At 72.6% G+C, this 14872-nt stretch carries 11 protein-coding genes; 5 read left to right on the top strand and 6 right to left on the bottom strand.

Annotated elements, in window-relative coordinates; translation table 11 throughout:
• Positions 1–166 precede the first annotated feature (166 nt).
• Together OG896_RS30930 and OG896_RS30925 are read left to right on the top strand one after the other, a co-directional pair.
• The gene (locus OG896_RS30930; RefSeq protein ID WP_328462742.1) at positions 167–1093 is read left to right on the top strand and encodes an ABC transporter ATP-binding protein; all 927 of its coding nucleotides are present in this window, start codon (positions 167–169) and stop codon (positions 1091–1093) included.
• Positions 1090–1899 (top strand): ABC transporter permease, encoded by an 810-nt coding sequence (locus OG896_RS30925; RefSeq protein ID WP_329370609.1) that lies wholly within the window; start codon positions 1090–1092, stop codon positions 1897–1899. Before OG896_RS30930 ends, OG896_RS30925 begins: the two co-directional genes overlap by 4 nt.
• A gap of 135 nt (positions 1900–2034) precedes the next feature.
• On the opposite strand, the gene OG896_RS30920 is transcribed toward OG896_RS30925, so the two are convergent.
• Positions 2035–2874, bottom strand: a complete 840-nt coding sequence (locus OG896_RS30920; RefSeq protein WP_329370607.1) for a helix-turn-helix domain-containing protein — start codon at positions 2872–2874, stop codon at positions 2035–2037.
• A 70-nt stretch (positions 2875–2944) separates the two neighbouring features.
• On the opposite strand from OG896_RS30920, the gene OG896_RS30915 reads away from it, so the two are divergent.
• Positions 2945–3772 (top strand): phytanoyl-CoA dioxygenase family protein, encoded by an 828-nt coding sequence (locus tag OG896_RS30915; RefSeq protein WP_329370605.1) that lies wholly within the window; start codon positions 2945–2947, stop codon positions 3770–3772.
• 44 nt (positions 3773–3816) lie between these two features.
• Here the strand turns inward: OG896_RS30915 and OG896_RS30910 are convergent, their stop codons facing one another.
• Positions 3817–5115 carry a glycosyl hydrolase family 28-related protein gene (locus OG896_RS30910; protein ID WP_329370603.1) on the bottom strand — a complete coding sequence of 433 codons (1299 nt, stop codon included), beginning with the start codon at positions 5113–5115 and terminating at the stop codon, positions 3817–3819.
• Positions 5116–5259: 144 nt separating this feature from the next.
• On the opposite strand from OG896_RS30910, the gene OG896_RS30905 reads away from it, so the two are divergent.
• Positions 5260–6276 carry a COX15/CtaA family protein gene (locus OG896_RS30905; RefSeq protein ID WP_329370601.1) on the top strand — a complete coding sequence of 339 codons (1017 nt, stop codon included), beginning with the start codon at positions 5260–5262 and terminating at the stop codon, positions 6274–6276.
• A gap of 72 nt (positions 6277–6348) precedes the next feature.
• On the opposite strand, the gene OG896_RS30900 is transcribed toward OG896_RS30905, so the two are convergent.
• From OG896_RS30900 to OG896_RS30885, 4 genes are all read right to left on the bottom strand, one after another.
• Positions 6349–7437: an amidohydrolase gene (locus tag OG896_RS30900; RefSeq protein ID WP_329374385.1), complete on the bottom strand. Its 1089-nt coding sequence runs from the start codon at positions 7435–7437 to the stop codon at positions 6349–6351.
• A 121-nt stretch (positions 7438–7558) separates the two neighbouring features.
• Positions 7559–7894, bottom strand: a complete 336-nt coding sequence (locus OG896_RS30895) for a hypothetical protein (protein ID WP_329370599.1) — start codon at positions 7892–7894, stop codon at positions 7559–7561.
• A gap of 162 nt (positions 7895–8056) precedes the next feature.
• Positions 8057–11197 carry a GH92 family glycosyl hydrolase gene (locus OG896_RS30890; RefSeq protein ID WP_329370597.1) on the bottom strand — a complete coding sequence of 1047 codons (3141 nt, stop codon included), beginning with the start codon at positions 11195–11197 and terminating at the stop codon, positions 8057–8059.
• A gap of 312 nt (positions 11198–11509) precedes the next feature.
• The gene (locus OG896_RS30885) at positions 11510–12469 is read right to left on the bottom strand and encodes a heme o synthase (RefSeq protein WP_329370595.1); all 960 of its coding nucleotides are present in this window, start codon (positions 12467–12469) and stop codon (positions 11510–11512) included.
• 293 nt (positions 12470–12762) lie between these two features.
• On the opposite strand from OG896_RS30885, the gene tkt reads away from it, so the two are divergent.
• Positions 12763–14850, top strand: a complete 2088-nt coding sequence (tkt, locus tag OG896_RS30880; protein WP_329370593.1) for a transketolase — start codon at positions 12763–12765, stop codon at positions 14848–14850.
• The last annotated feature ends 22 nt before the right edge of the window (positions 14851–14872 follow it).

Genomic DNA, 14872 nt, shown 5'->3' with positions numbered 1-14872 from the left:
CGCCATTGTTGCTTAATTCGGCGGGCAGGGGCAAGCTCGGCCCTTCACCTGCACGGTGGGCTACATCACTTAGGGTCACCTCACTTCCGGGCCCGGCACGGCCCCGGACCGTCCGGGTTCCGCCCTGCCGCCGTGGCGCCCCTCCGCGCTCCCTAGACTCGTCGCCATGCGAAACGAGTCCGCGGTCGAGGTGACCGGTCTGGTCAAGCGGTACGGCACCAGGACCGCGGTCGACGGCCTCGACCTGACCGTGCCGCGCGGCTCCGTCACCGCCGTGCTCGGCCCCAACGGCGCGGGCAAGACCACCACCGTCGAGGTCTGCGAGGGCTACCGGCGGCCCGACGGCGGCACCGCCCGCGTCCTCGGCCTCGACCCGGTCACCCAGGGCGGTGAACTGCGGCCGCGGATCGGCGTGATGCTCCAGTCCGGCGGCGTCTACCCGGGCGCCCACGCCGAGGAGATGCTGCGGCACGCGGCGACCCTCCACGCCCACCCCGTCGACCCGGCGCTGCTCATCGAGCGGCTCGGCCTGGACGGCTGCGGCCGCACCACCTACCGGCGGCTGTCCGGCGGCCAGCAGCAGCGCCTGGCGCTGGCCATGGCGGTGGTCGGCCGCCCCGAACTGGTCTTCCTCGACGAGCCCACCGCCGGCCTGGACCCGCAGGCCCGGCACGCCACCTGGGACCTGGTCCGCGAGCTGCGCGCCGACGGCGTCACCGTGGTGCTCACCACCCACTTCATGGACGAGGCCGAGCAACTCGCCGACCAGGTGGTGATCATCGACGCCGGCCGCTCGATCGCCGCCGGCAGCCCCGAGGAGCTGTGCCGCGGCGGCGCCGAGAACACCCTGCGCTTCACCGGCCGCCCCGCCCTGGACCTCGCCTCACTGCTCAACGCCCTGCCCCCCGACACCCGCGCCGGCGAGCTCTCCCCCGGCTCGTACCGCATCGAGGGCACGGTGGACCCGCAACTGCTGGCCACCGTCGCCTCCTGGTGCGCCCAGCACGGCGTCATGCCCGACCACCTCGCGGTGGAGCGGCGCACCCTGGAGGACGTCTTCTTGGAACTGACCGGCAGGGAGCTGCGGGTATGAGCGTCACCACCGACACCGCGCACGTCACCGGCGAGGGCGAGGGCGCCGGCGTCTTCGCCCCCGCGCCCGGCACGGCACCGCTGCCCCGGATGATCCGGGCGCAGGCGCTGCTGGAGACAAAGATGCTGCTGCGCAACGGCGAGCAGCTCCTGCTCACCGTGGTGATCCCGGCCCTGCTGCTGGTGCTCTTCAGCGCGGTGGACATCGTGGACACCGGCCCCGGCAAGTCCGTGGACTTCCTCGCCCCCGGCATCCTCGCGCTCGCCGTGCTGTCCACGGCGTTCACCGGCCAGGCGATCGCGACGGGCTTCGAGCGCCGCTACGGCGTGCTCAAGCGCCTCGGCGCCTCGCCGCTGCCGCGCTGGGCGCTGATGACCGCGAAGACCTGCTCGGTGCTGGTCACCGAGGCGCTCCAGGTCGCCCTGCTGGTGGTGATCGCCTTCGCCCTCGGCTGGTCGCCGCACGGCGACCCCGCCGCCGTCCTGCTCCTCCTCCTGCTGGGCACCGCCGCGTTCTCCGGGCTCGGCCTGCTCATGGCCGGCACCCTCAAGGCCGAGGCCACCCTCGCCGCCGCGAACCTCGTCTTCCTCCTCCTGCTGGTCGGCGGCGGCGTGATCGTCCCGATGTCCAAGTTCTCCGGCGGCGTCCAGGACGTCCTCAAGCTCCTGCCGATCTCGGCACTCTCCGACGGCCTGCGCGACGTCCTCCAGAACGGCGCCGGCATCCCCTGGTCCGACCTCGGCATCCTCGCGGTGTGGTCCGTCGTCGGCCTCGCGGCAGCAGGCCGCTTCTTCCGCTGGGAGTGACGTCTCCCGACCGACACCCCCGCCCCCCTTCACCCGGGCGCGCCCGCATCCTGTCCCTACGCTGCCCGGCGGACACACCGCCCTGAACGGGCAACCACCCGCCACCCGCGTCCCCGACCTCACAGGGCAGTACGCCTAGCCGGCTGCTCCCCTGCCGTGCTCGCGGGTGCGGAAGGCGGTGGGTGAGAGGGAGGTGGCCGCGCGGAAGCGGCGGGAGAAGTAGAGGGGGTCGGTGAAGCCGGTGCGGGCGGCGATCGTGGCCACGGGCAGATCGGTGACCGTGAGGAGTTGGCGGGCGAGGTCCATCCGCTGGCGGTCCACGTGGGACATGAGGCTGGTGCCGAGCTGCGCGGAGGCGAGGTGGGCCAGGCGGGAGGGGGACAGCCCGCCGATCCGGGCCAGCGAGGCGACGGTGTGCGGCTGCTCGACGGTCTCGCCGACGTGCTCCAGCACCGCGAGGAGCCGGGGATCGAGCACGGTCTCGCGCGAGTTGCGGGTGTCACACCACAGCAGCGCCTCCTCGACGGCGTTCATCGCGAAGAGGGTGTTGCGGCGCAGGCCGGCCCGCCGGGCGGAGACGGCGCGGTCGAGCGCCTGGACGACGCGGGCGCGGACCGTGGCGTCGACGTCGACCTGGCGGATGCCGGGCGCCGCCACGGGCCAGTCGAGCAGCGGGAGCCAGCCGGCCGGCGGGTCCAGGTGCGCCCATCGCAGGGACCAGGTGCCCGTTTCGCGGTCGGTGCCGTAGTCGTGCGCGGTGCCGGGCTCGACGAGCGTGATCCGCTCCGGTCCCGCGAGCAGGTCGGGGTGCCCGGGAGACCGGAACCGCCCGCGTCCGGCCACCGTGACGCACATGACCCAGTCCGTCGTGCCCCCGCTTCGGACCGTGCGGTACCTGCTGTCCTCGTCGAGCCGTCCGCACAGCACGCGGTGGTGCGGCGACGCGATGGTCACGGCGGTCCGGCGTACGCTCATGACAGGATCATCCATGGCCGCGACCGGTTCCGCCATGCCCTTCCCGCCGCGCGGGTCCGACGATGAGTCCATGACGACCAGCACACTCTCCCTCGCCCCCGGCGACGGCGCCGCGGTGCGCGACCGGTACGCACGTGACGGCGTGATCCAGGTCGACGGCCTGCTCGGCGCCGACGAGATCGACGCGGTCAGGGCCGCGTTCATGACCCAGGTCGAGACCGACCGCGGCGCGGTGGGCGCCGTGGACGAGGTACCGGCCGACGACATCCTCGCCCGCTACCCCCGCTTCATGAACCCGCACCGCAGGACGGACCTGGAGGTCGGCCGCATCGCGCGCAGGCTGATGACCGACGCCCGCATCCTCGACGTGGTCACGGCGGCGGTCGGCCCGGTGTACGGCGCGCAGTCGATGTTCTACTTCAAGCCCCCGGGCGCGCGCGGGCAGGCGATGCACCAGGACAACTACTTCCTTCGCGCGCATCCCGAGACCTGCATCGCCGCGTGGATCGCCGTCGACCGCTGCGACGCGGCGAACGGCGCGCTCGGCGTCGTTCCCGGCAGCCACACCATGGAGGTGGTCTGCCCCGAGGAGGCGGACCCGGCGCAGTCCTTCACCACCGGCCTGGTCCGGCCGCGCGAGGGCCTGTCCGCCGTCCGGACCGACATGCGGCCGGGCGACGTCCTGTTCTTCCACGGCAGTGCCGTGCACGGTTCGCCGCCCAACTCCACCGCGGACCGCTTCCGCCGCTCGCTCATCTTCCACTACGTCCCCCGGTCGAGCGTCGAGATCGCCCGCCCCTACCTGCCGCTGATCGGCGCGGACGGCGCGGAGGTCACCATCGGCGAGGCGGTAGGGGGCGGCCCGTGCGGAGACGGGTGGGAGGGAGCCTCGCACTGATCCGCCCGGGCGCACCCGGGCACGCCCGGGTCGCCCCGCCGCGCTCAGGTCGCCGGGAGGCAGCCCACGAAGGTGGCGAAGCCGCGGTCCTGGCCCGCGTCCAGAGCGAGGAAGGACCCGCTCGGGTGGGAGGCGAGGCGGCACATGTCGTAGCGGACGCACGGCGGCGGGGTGGCGCCGGGGGCGGTGCGGAACTGGTGGGTGCCGACGAGCTGGCAGGAGTCGTAGCGGACCAGGGGACCGCCCTCGGCGAGGGTGTAGCGGTGGGCGCGCAGCCCGTCGGAGAAGGCCCGGTACGCGTGCGCGGTGTCGTCGCAGTCGTTGAAGTGCACGGTGCCGCGGTTCCAGGCGCAGTCGATCACCACGACCGCGTCGTCGCGCAGCTCGAAGCGGATGTCCTCGGCATGGAAGCGCTGCACCCCGTCGAAGTGGGCGGGGCGCGGGAAGCGGAAGAAGGCGCTCTCGAAGCCGTATTCGGGGTGCGGAGTGGGGCGCCGCCCGGTGACGATGTAGCTGCCGGCGCGGCAGGTCACGGAACCGCCGTAGGGGAACTCCAGGAAGTTGCCCCACTCGTAGGTGACGTTCATGTCGGTGAACCAGTAGTTGAGGAACTGGTCCTGCTGCTCGACATCGGTCGAGTGCAGCGACAGCCCCGCGTAGAGGAACGCCTTGCGGTAGGCGCCGCCCACCCGGCACGCCTCCCAGCGCATCTCGGAGTTGGTGTTGCTGCCGTCGAGCGCGATGCCGTACTCCCACTCCCCCATCCACTCGCACTCCGAGAAGCGGTAGCCGGCCGCGCCGCCGGTGGAGTAGGAGTAGAAGAACGAGGCACCGGGAGTGCCGGAGGTGAAGCGCAGCCCCTCGAACGAGATGTTCTGCCACGTGTCGTTGTTGCGGCACAGGTAACTGCCGCCGTCGGGGCCGTCGGTGCCGTCGGGCGCGAAGACGATGTCGCTGATCCGCAGGCCCGCGCCCACGAAGCGCAGCCCGTTGACCCGGTGGGAGGGCGAGTCGGCGTCGAGCAGCGCGCCGGGCCTCGTCACCCGGTACCGGCCGGGCGGCACCATGATCACGGTACGGCCGGTGCCGCCGGCGGCCCGCTTCTCGGCGTACGCGTAGGCGGCCTGGAACGCGGCGCTGTCGTCGGTGGTGCCGTCGCCCTTGGCACCGAAGTCGGCCACCACGTCGGCGTACCCGGGGTGGTCCTGGGACCCGGAGCCGGCCGCGGGCGCGTCCCAGGCGCCGCTCGCCCAGGCCGCCGCGCCGGTCCCGGCCAGTGCCGCCGCCGCGCCCCCGTACAGCAGGCGTCGGCGGTTGACGCTGTCACGGTGCTCGCCGGTCATCCGGGGCCCCTCCCGTATGGCTGTGACCGACGATGCTAGGGCCGCCGGGCCCGGGTTGAGGGCGTTTTCCCGAGATGTACGTCCGGCCGCGCACCCGGCACCCCTCGTGAATCCGTGCACAAGGGGTGCGCCTACGATGGGCCCGTGCCGAAGCTGCCCGAAATCGCGCGAAACCCGCTCGCCTTCATCGCCGCACGGTGGACCCCCAGCTCAGTGGCGGTGCGCCGGGCGGCGCTCGCGGCGCTGGTGATGTCCGTGGTGATCGTGATCACCGGGGGCGCGGTCCGGCTGACCGCCTCGGGCCTGGGCTGCCCGACCTGGCCGACGTGCAGCGGTGACAGCCTGCTCGGCACCCGTGAGATGGGCATCCACCACACCATCGAGATCAGCAACCGCATGCTGACGTATGTGCTGTGCGCCACGGTCGGGTGGGCGATCATCGCGATCCGCTCACAGCCGGAGTGGCCGCGCCGCGGCCTGTACCGGCTGGCGTGGGCGCAGTTCTGGGTGGTCGTCTTCAACGCGGTGTGGGGCGGGCTGACGGTGCTCACCAAGCTCAACCCGTACGTCGTGTCGTTCCACTTCCTGCTGTCGGCGGCCCTGATCACCGTCGCCACTCTCACCTGGCAGCGCCTCCGGGAGGGCGACGCGTCGCCCCGCCCGCTGGTCGGCAAGCCGGTACGGCAGCTCGGGCAGCTGCTCGCCACCGCCTCCGCGCTGCTCATCGTCGTCGGCACCCTCGTCAGCGGCGCCGGGCCGCACCCGGGCGACTCCAGCGGGTCCTTCAAGGTCCGGCGGATCGACGTGGACTGGAAGACCATCGCCCAGCTCCACGCGGACTTCGCGTGGGTCGTGGTCGGCCTGACGGTCGCCCTCTGGTTCGTGCTGCGCGCCGTCGACGCGCCGATCGGCCCGCAGCACCGCGTCCGCGAGCTCTTCCTCGTCCTCATGGGGCAGGGCGTCATCGGCTACGTCCAGTACTTCACGCACCTGCCTGCGGCCCTGGTCGACCTGCACATGTTCGGCGCCTGCCTGGTCTGGATCGCGGTCCTGCGCGTGCTGCTCTCCTTCCGCGAACGCCCCCTCACCGAGCCCGGCGAGTCGGTGCCGTCCGCCGCGCTGGGCGCTCCCCGCCTGGCCGAGCCCTCGGGCCGCAAGTAGAGGGCACCGTCTCGGGTGAGTTGGGCCTGACCCCCGCCGCGGGAACGTCGTCCGCCCGGGGTTCCGCGCCTCTCAAGCCGCGCCTCCCCGCGGGAGAGTGAAGAGGCGCCGGGCGTTGTCCGCTGTCACCAAGGACGTCACGCGCCGTCCGTCCGCCGCGGACCACTCACCCGCGCGGACGCGCTCGGCCACGGCCCGCCCCAGCTCCGACAGGAACCCTCGTGCCGCGGTCACGGCGAGCTCGGGCAGTCCGCCCACGCCGCTCGCGTAGAGCACCTTGCCGAAAGGCGTCCGCCCGAGCACCCCCGAGGGGTTCCGCCCGACACCCACGTAGACATGCGGGAGTTCGGTCGCGAGATCGGCGGCGGCCGCTTCGTGGGGCGCGTCGGGCAGCAGCACGACCTCGGTGCCGAGCCCCGTGGTGGCCCGCAGGAAACCCAAGGCGGCGCGCGGCCCGCCCCCGCCCGCGCCGTACCGCAGCAGCAGCGGCAACCCGGTGGCGACGGCATGCCACCGGATGTGCCGCAGCAGGACGGGATCGGCCGGCCGCGCCCCCACCGCACGAGCGGAGAGCCAGGCAGCGGCGGCCTGCCGTACCTCCACCGGCCCGGGCGGGCGCGCGTCCTCGCCGCCCTCTTCCACACCAGCACGGCCGGCCGGGCCGGCGGACCCGTCACCGCAGGAGAACCCGGCCGCCCCGAGCGCGGCACCGTGCACGGCCTCCGCGAGGTTCGCGAGGAAGGAGCCGACCGTGCCGGAGGTGTCGGCGACCTGCTGGGCGAGCGGTTCGAGCCGGACCGTCTCCAGGACGGGCGCGCCCGTGGTCGCCGCGAGGTCCTTCGGCGAGGTGAGGTCGCCGGGCTCGCCGGCGTCCAGGACGTACGCCGTCACGCCCGTGCCGCGCAACAGCAGCCGGGCGGACTCGTAGGCGCCCAACTCGCGGCGCCTGGCGAGGTAGCGGGCCGGCGGGCAGTGGGGTTCCAGGCCGAGCAGCGGCGGGCACCAGCGGCGCAGCGCGAACCCGGTGGGGCTGTCGAAGAGGGTGGTGCCGGGGGCGGCGGTGCCCGGCAGCCGCGCCTCGAAGGAGCCCAGTCCCAGCTCGCCCGGGTACACCCCGTGGCAGTGCGCGTCCACCAGGTGTGCCTGTGCCGTGCCGGCCATCGGCCGCACCCCGTCCCGTCCGTCGGTCACGGACCTGCCCAGGTCCTCGGTCGCTGCGCGGACGGCCGCCGGGGGCAGCCCGCACTGGTCCTAACGACCTGGGCGGTAATAGGGAGCGCGGTCAGCCGCCGGCCCGGCCGCCGAGCTGGATGCCTGCCATCCGGGACCACTCGTACGGCCCTGTCCGCACCTTCGCGGCCATCTCCCCGTCGAACGCCTCGTGCGCGGTCACCCCCGACGCGCCCACGGCCCGCTGCGCCAGTTCGTACGTCGGCGCGACCAGGTCGCCCCAGGCGCCGTCCTCCCCCACCAACACGATCCGGGCGCCGCGCTCCCCCAGGTACGCGATCTGCGCGTCCGCGCCGCCGTGCGCCCGCCCGAACGCGTGGATCTCCCTGGTCAGCCGCCGTACGCGCCGCTCGGCCCGGGGGTCGTTGTCCACCTTGCTCTCAGCCATGCCCCCACCCTACTCACCGGTAATCCCCCGGCGGAAGACGGCGCCCGGCGGGGATCAGCCCGACGGGGATCAGCCCGGCGGGGATCGGGAAGGGGGCTCGATCCCCGCCGGGCGGTACGGGCGGTACGGGCGGTACGGAAGGTATCGGAGGGCGCGGGCGCCTCAGCCGAGGCCGACGGCGAACACGTGCAGGTTCCCGTTGTCCGGCAGCGTCACGCTCGCGACCTCCTTGCCCTGCGGCACGGCGAACGGCGTGGTGGCGAAGACGTACGCCGCCGGGCCCGCACCACCGGACTCGTTGCGGTGACCGGTCGCGGCCACCAGCGTGTTCCCCAGCACCGGCGCCGAACCGCCGCCGGGCTTCGTCCAGTCGCCGAAGGACAGGTCGGCCTGCGCCGTGCTGCCGTCGGTGAACGTCACCTGGGCGGTGGCCCGCTGGTCGCCGTTGGTCGCCGAGCCCACGAACAGCAGGCGGGTGGCGGTCTTCGCGCTGTCCCCGAGCGCGAGGGTCTGCCCGTCGGCGACCACGTTGTCGGGGCGTCCGACGGGGGCGTCCGGCCAGACGAACGACGTCCCGGACACCTCGGTGCGCGCGCCGCCGACCAGGCCCGCCGCGGCCAGCGCCTCACGGGAGTAGGTGCTGCCGGTGCCGTCGAGGTCGCCGCTCGCGTGGTCGCCGTCCTGCGTGGTGCCCACGTTGTCGTACTCCGCGGCCAGGCTGTGCTCGGCGGCGACCAGGACGACGGCCGTGAGGCGCACCGGCGAGCCGCCACCGCTTCCCGTGCCGCGCACGGTGAGCGGTACCTCGTAGTAGCCGTCCGCGGTGCCCGCCGCCGCCTCGACAGCCAGCCGTACGGTGCCCGAGCCGGTCGCCCGGTCCAGCGCGAGGGACGTGCCGGCGGGTGTCACGCTGATGCCCTGGGGCGGGGAGGCACTGACCGTCAGCGCGTGGCCGTGCCCGGCCAGCCGCTGGGCGTGGACCGTGAGGTCGGCCGCCGCCCCGCCGGGCGCCACCGTCGACTGGTTCGGGGTGGCCGTGGCCAGGAAGTCGTGCTCACCGGCGCGGTAGGAGGGCGACGCGACGCTCGCGGACGCGGCCCAGTGCGTGTCGGGGGTGGTGGACAGGGTGAAGTCCAGGCGCCCGCCGTGCGAGACGACGGACTGCGGCAGGTAGGTGCGCGCCCAGGTGCGCCCGTCGAGGGTGAGCCGGTGGACGTAAGGAGCGTCGTCCGCCGCCTGCGGGGCGCGGATGTCCAGGTCAGCGGCCTTGCCCGGCAGGTCCAGCACCACCCGCTGGAACATCGGGCTGTGCACGGTGAGGTCGGCCGTGCCAGGCGTCGCGGGGTACATGCCGAGCGCGGCCCACACGTACCAGGAGGACTGCGCCCCCAGGTCGTCGTTGCCGGGCTCGCCGTCGGGGGTGGGGCTGAACAGGGTGGTGGCGATCTCCCGGACCGTCGCTTGCGTCTTCCACGGCTGGCCGAGCTGGTTGTAGACCCACGGCACGCCGAAGTCGATCTCGTTGCCGGCCCACATGTAGGGGGCGTTGGGGCCCGCGTTGAGCTGGGAGAAGAACCCGTCGAGGCGCTCGGTGGCGGCGCTCGCCCCGCCCATCGAGGTGATCAGCCCCGCCATGTCCTGCGGGACGAGCCAGTTGTACTGGGCGGCGTTGCCCTCGTCGTAGCCCTCCTGGCCGAACTGCCCGTCGCCCGGGGTCTGGAAGCCCGGCTTGTCGGGGAACCGGCCGTCCTCGCCGCGCGGTTCGAGGTAACCGGTGGCGGGGTCGAGGATGTTCTGCCAGTTCTGGCCGCGCCTGCCGAAGATGCGGGCCACCGAGGTCTGCCCGGCGGCGTCGGCGAGCTGGGCGATCGAGAAGTCGTCGATGGCCCACTCCAGGGTCTCCGAGGCCCCGACGTGCCCGTGGTCGCCCTTGGCGGCGTCGTCGTTCGGCGCGTAGCCGCGCTCGACGTACTCCGCGATGCCGGGCCGCTCCTGGTAGGCGCCCGCGGTCGTGTCCACCGTGGTGGCGCCCTTGACGAGGTACTTCAGCGCCGTCTTCAGATCGAAGTCGCGGGCCCCGTAGGCGTACAGGTTCGCGATGAGCGGCACCGAGTTGTCGCCGGTCATCTGTCCGGTGTACGCGTTGGCCAGCGGCCAGCGCGGCCACCAGCCGCCCTGCTCCGCGTCGTTGACCAGGGACTGGGCCATGTCGCTCGCCTGCTGCGGGAAGAGCATCGCCTGCAGCGGCGCGAGCGAGCGGTAGGTGTCCCAGTCCGAGAAGTTGGTGTACTGCGCATGGCCCTCGGGCAGGGTGCGGACCTTGCCGTCGAAACCGATGTAGCGGCCGTCGGCGTCGTTGAAGGTGTTCGGGTGCATCAGCGAGTGGTAGAGCGCGGTGTAGAACGTCGTGAGCTCGTCGGTGTCCTTCCCCGCGACCCGCACCTTGCGCAGGGTCCGCGTCCACTGGTCGCGGGTCTGCCGGTGCAGCGCGTCGAGGTCCCAGCCGGGCACCTCGGCGGCCATGTTGGCCTGGGCGCCCGCCACGGACACGTACGACATCGCGACCTTGGCCCGCACGGTGCGGCTGCCGCCGTCGCCGAAGGTGAGGTACGCCCCGGCGCCCGCCGCGCTCGCGGAGTCGCCGCCCTTGGTCACGGTCCTGCCGTCCCAGGTGCCGTGCGCGGTGAAGGGCTGGTCGAAGGTGATCGCGTAGTGGACGGTGTACTCGTTGCCCTTGCCGCAGAAGTCACCGGTGGTGGCCGAGCCGGTGACCTCCCGGTCGCCCACCACCTGGACGTCGGCGCTCTTGTCGCCGTTGAGGCTGCCGCCGGCCTTGACCAGCAACTGCGCCGCTGCGGCCCCCTGGGGGAAGGTGAAGGCGGCCAGACCGGTCCGGGTGGAGGCGGTCAGCTCGGCGCGGACGCCCGACGCGTCGAGGGTCACCGCGTAGTAGCCGGGCTCGGCCTTCTCGCCGGTGTGCGTGAAGTGCTCCGTGAGGTTCCAGGGGGTGCTGCCCACATCGCCCGTCACCGGCAGGATCGGCACGTCGCCGAAGGCGCGGCAGCCGACGGAGGCGTGGTCGAGGCTGAAGCCGCGGATCTGGTCGTCGTGGTACTGGTAGCCGGCGTAGGAGCCGGACGTGTCCGGGGAGAACTGCATCATCCCGAACGGCGCGGACGGGCCCGGGAAGTTGTTGATCTCGCCGACGGTCGAGCCGCCGCGTCCGGTGCCGATGAGCGGGTCCACATAGCCAGCCGGGTCGGACACCAGCGCGGAACCGGAGGAGGTGGCGGAGTATGACAACGTTGTCGGTTTGTCGGACAACGTTGTCATATCGGCCGAAGCCGTACCCGCGGCCACCAGGGTCGCCACCGCACCGAGCACTGTCACGAGCGCGCCATGCAGCATGCGCCGCCTTCTCACACGTACCTCCCGAGGAACTCGTCGATGGGACCAGCACATCCTGGGGGCTGGCCGCGCTCAAATCAACGGTCGTACGGGGGTGGGCTGATGGGGGCCGTGCCGGTTGTCCCGATGTGGGTCGGCACGGCCCTTTCGCGCCTGGGGCGCGGGAGTCGCCACTGCGGGAAGCGGGAGTCCCCGGTGTAGAAGTCCCTAGTGCAGGAAGGGGTCGATCGCCACGGCGACGAACAGGAGCGTGGCGTAGGTGATCGACCAGTGGAACAGCCGCATCTCCTTGAGCTTGGCCCCCATCACCCCGGCCTTGGCGCGGGCGTGCAGCCCGTGCGCCTCCTTCAGCCAGAACGCGCCGAGGGCGCCCGCGACCACCGGGTAGAACCAGGAGGTGTCCCCCAGCGGCCACCACAAGGTGAGCGAGGTGAGGACCATGACCCAGCTGTAGACCACGATCTGCCGGGCCACGACCTGGTTGCCGGCGACGACCGGGAGCATGGGCACGCCGACCCGGGCGTAGTCGTCCTTGACCTTCATGGACAGCGGCCAGTAGTGCGGCGGGGTCCAGAAGAACAGGACGAGGAAGAGCACGAAAGGCGCCCAGCCGAGTTCGTTGCGCACGGCCGACCATCCGATGAACACCTGGAGGCAGCCCGCGACACCGCCCCACACGATGTTCTGCGCGGTGCGCCGCTTCAGCCACAGCGTGTAGACGAACACGTAGTAGAGGATCGCGGTCAGCGACAGCGCGGCGGACAGCGGGTTGACCAGCACCGCGAACCACACGGTGGACACCACCGACAGCACGATGCCGAAGACCAGGGCCTCGCCCGGCGAGACCATCCCGGTGACCAGCGGACGCTGCTCGGTGCGGTGCATCAGCGCGTCGATGTCGCGGTCGATGTACATGTTCAGCGCGTTGGCGCCCCCCGCGGACAGGTAGCCGCCGACCACGGTCGCCAGCACCAGCCAGAGGTTGGGCACGCCATCGGCCGCCAGGAACATCACCGGAACGGTCGTGATGAGCAGCAGTTCGATGATGCGCGGCTTGGTCAGCGCGACGAACGCCATGACACGGGCACGCGGCGGCCGGTGCCCGGAGTTCGTCTGTCCCGAGCCCGTCCCGATGACCCCTGCGGGTCGGGATTCGACGGCTGTCACGAACACCCCACGAGAGATGAGTCCAGCAGGTCCCGGCTGCCTGCCGGCCGCGGATGCGGCGGCGGACCACGGTCCCTGCGCGTACCACGCCACTCTAGACGTAGGGAATACCCGGCTTTCTGCGGGGGGTGTCCATGGGCGGGGCGTGTCATCCGCGGCCCGCGCAGGAGTTATCCACAGATGCGGCAGCGTGGGCAAAGGCCCGCGCGCCTGCGGCGGTAGGCTCAAGAACGTCGGGTAGGCACCAGTCACCGGCGCTTTTCAACTTATGTGGAGAGGAGCCCTGACCCAGGGTGAGCAAGCAGCCGACGACCACAGACCTTGAGTGGAGCGATCTGGACCAGCGGGCCGTGGACACCGCCCGCGTCCTCGCGATGGATTCCGTGCAGAAGGTCGGCAACGGCCATCCTGGCACGGCGATGAGCCTGGCCCCGGCGGCCTACCTGCTGTTCCAGAAGATCATGCGGCACGACCCGGCGAACGCCGACTGGACCGGCCGCGACCGCTTCGTGCTGTCCGCCGGGCACTCCAGCATGACCCTCTACACGCAGCTCTACCTCGCCGGTTACGGCCTGGAGCTGGCCGACCTGGAGGCCCTGCGCACCTGGGGCTCCAAGACCCCCGGCCACCCGGAGTACGGCCACACCACGGGCGTGGAGACCACCACCGGCCCGCTCGGCCAGGGCGTGGCCAACGCGGTGGGCATGGCCATGGCCTCGCGTTACGAGCGCGGGCTGTTCGACCCGGACGCGCCGGCCGGCACCTCTCCCTTCGACCACACCATCTGGGCGATCGCCGGTGACGGCTGCCTCCAGGAGGGCATCTCCGCCGAGGCGTCCTCGATGGCCGGCCACCAGAAGCTCGGCAACCTGGTGCTGCTGTGGGACGACAACCACATCTCCATCGAGGGCGACACCGAGACGGCCGTCTCCGAGGACACCGTCAAGCGGTACGAGGCATACGGCTGGCACGTCCAGCGGGTGGCCCCGAAGGAGAACGGCGACCTCGACGTGCACGCGCTGCACGCCGCTCTGCTGGCCGCCAAGGCCGAGACGGAGCGGCCGTCGTTCGTCGCGGTCCGCTCGATCATCGGCTGGCCCGCGCCCAACAAGCAGAACACCGGCGCCGCGCACGGCTCGGCCCTCGGCGAGGACGAAGTGCGGGCCACCAAGCAGGTGCTGGGCTTCGACCCGGACAAGCACTTCGACGTGGCCGACGACGTGATCACCCACACCCGGGCGGTCGGCGACCGCGGCCGCGACACGCGTGCGCAGTGGGAGAAGTCCTTCGCCGCCTGGCGCACCGCGAACCCGCGGCGCGCCGAGCTGTTCGACCGGATCGACGCGGCCGAGCTGCCGGAGGGCTGGCAGGAGCAGCTGCCGGAGTTCGAGGTCGGCGCCTCGCTGGCCACCCGTGCCGCCTCGGGCAAGGTCCTGGAGGCGCTGGGCTCGGTGATCCCCGAGCTGTGGGGCGGCTCCGCGGACCTCGCCGGGTCGAACAACACCACCATCGACAAGAACTCGTCGTTCCTCCCGGCAGGCAACCCGCTGCCCGGCGCTGACCCGTACGGCCGGACCGTGCACTTCGGCATCCGCGAGCACTCCATGGCCGCGGAGATGAACGGCATCACGCTGCACGGCAACACCCGTGTCTACGGCGGTACGTTCCTCGTCTTCTCCGACTACATGCGCAACGCCGTCCGGCTGTCCGCGCTGATGCACGTGCCGGTGACGTACGTGTGGACGCACGACTCGATCGGCGTCGGCGAGGACGGCCCGACCCACCAGCCGGTGGAGCACCTGGCCTCGCTGCGCGCCATCCCGGGGCTGAACGTGGTGCGCCCCGCGGATGCCAACGAGACGGCGATCGCCTGGCGCGAGATCCAGAAGCGCTGGACCAAGGAGATCGGCAAGGGCGCCCCGCACGGCCTGGCGCTGACCCGGCAGGGCGTGCCGACCTACCCGGTCCACGAGGACACCGCCCGCGGTGGATACGTCATGTTCGAGGCCGAGGGCGGCCCCGCGCAGGTGATCCTGATCGGCACCGGCTCCGAGGTGCAGCTCGCGGTGGGCGCGCGCGAGGAGCTGCAGGCCGCGGGCATCCCGACCCGGGTGGTCTCGATGCCGTGCGTGGAGTGGTTCGAGGAGCAGGACGCGGCGTACCGCGAGAGCGTGCTGCCGTCCTCGGTGAAGGCGCGGGTCGCCGTCGAGGCCGGCATCGGCCTCACCTGGTACCGCTACGTGGGAGACGCCGGCCGGATCGTCAGCATCGAGCACTACGGTGCCTCGGCCGACGGCAAGCTGCTCTTCCGCGAGTTCGGTTTCACCGCGGAGGCGGTGGCCGCCGCCGCCCGGGAATCTCTCGCCGCCGCAGACCGCTGACGCTGGTACACGACATTTCAGG

The organism is Streptomyces sp. NBC_00669 (assembly GCF_036226785.1).
Classification (GTDB): domain Bacteria; phylum Actinomycetota; class Actinomycetes; order Streptomycetales; family Streptomycetaceae; genus Actinacidiphila.
Note: the sequence above shows the minus strand (reverse complement) of the source record. Positions and strands in the feature narration are given on the sequence as shown.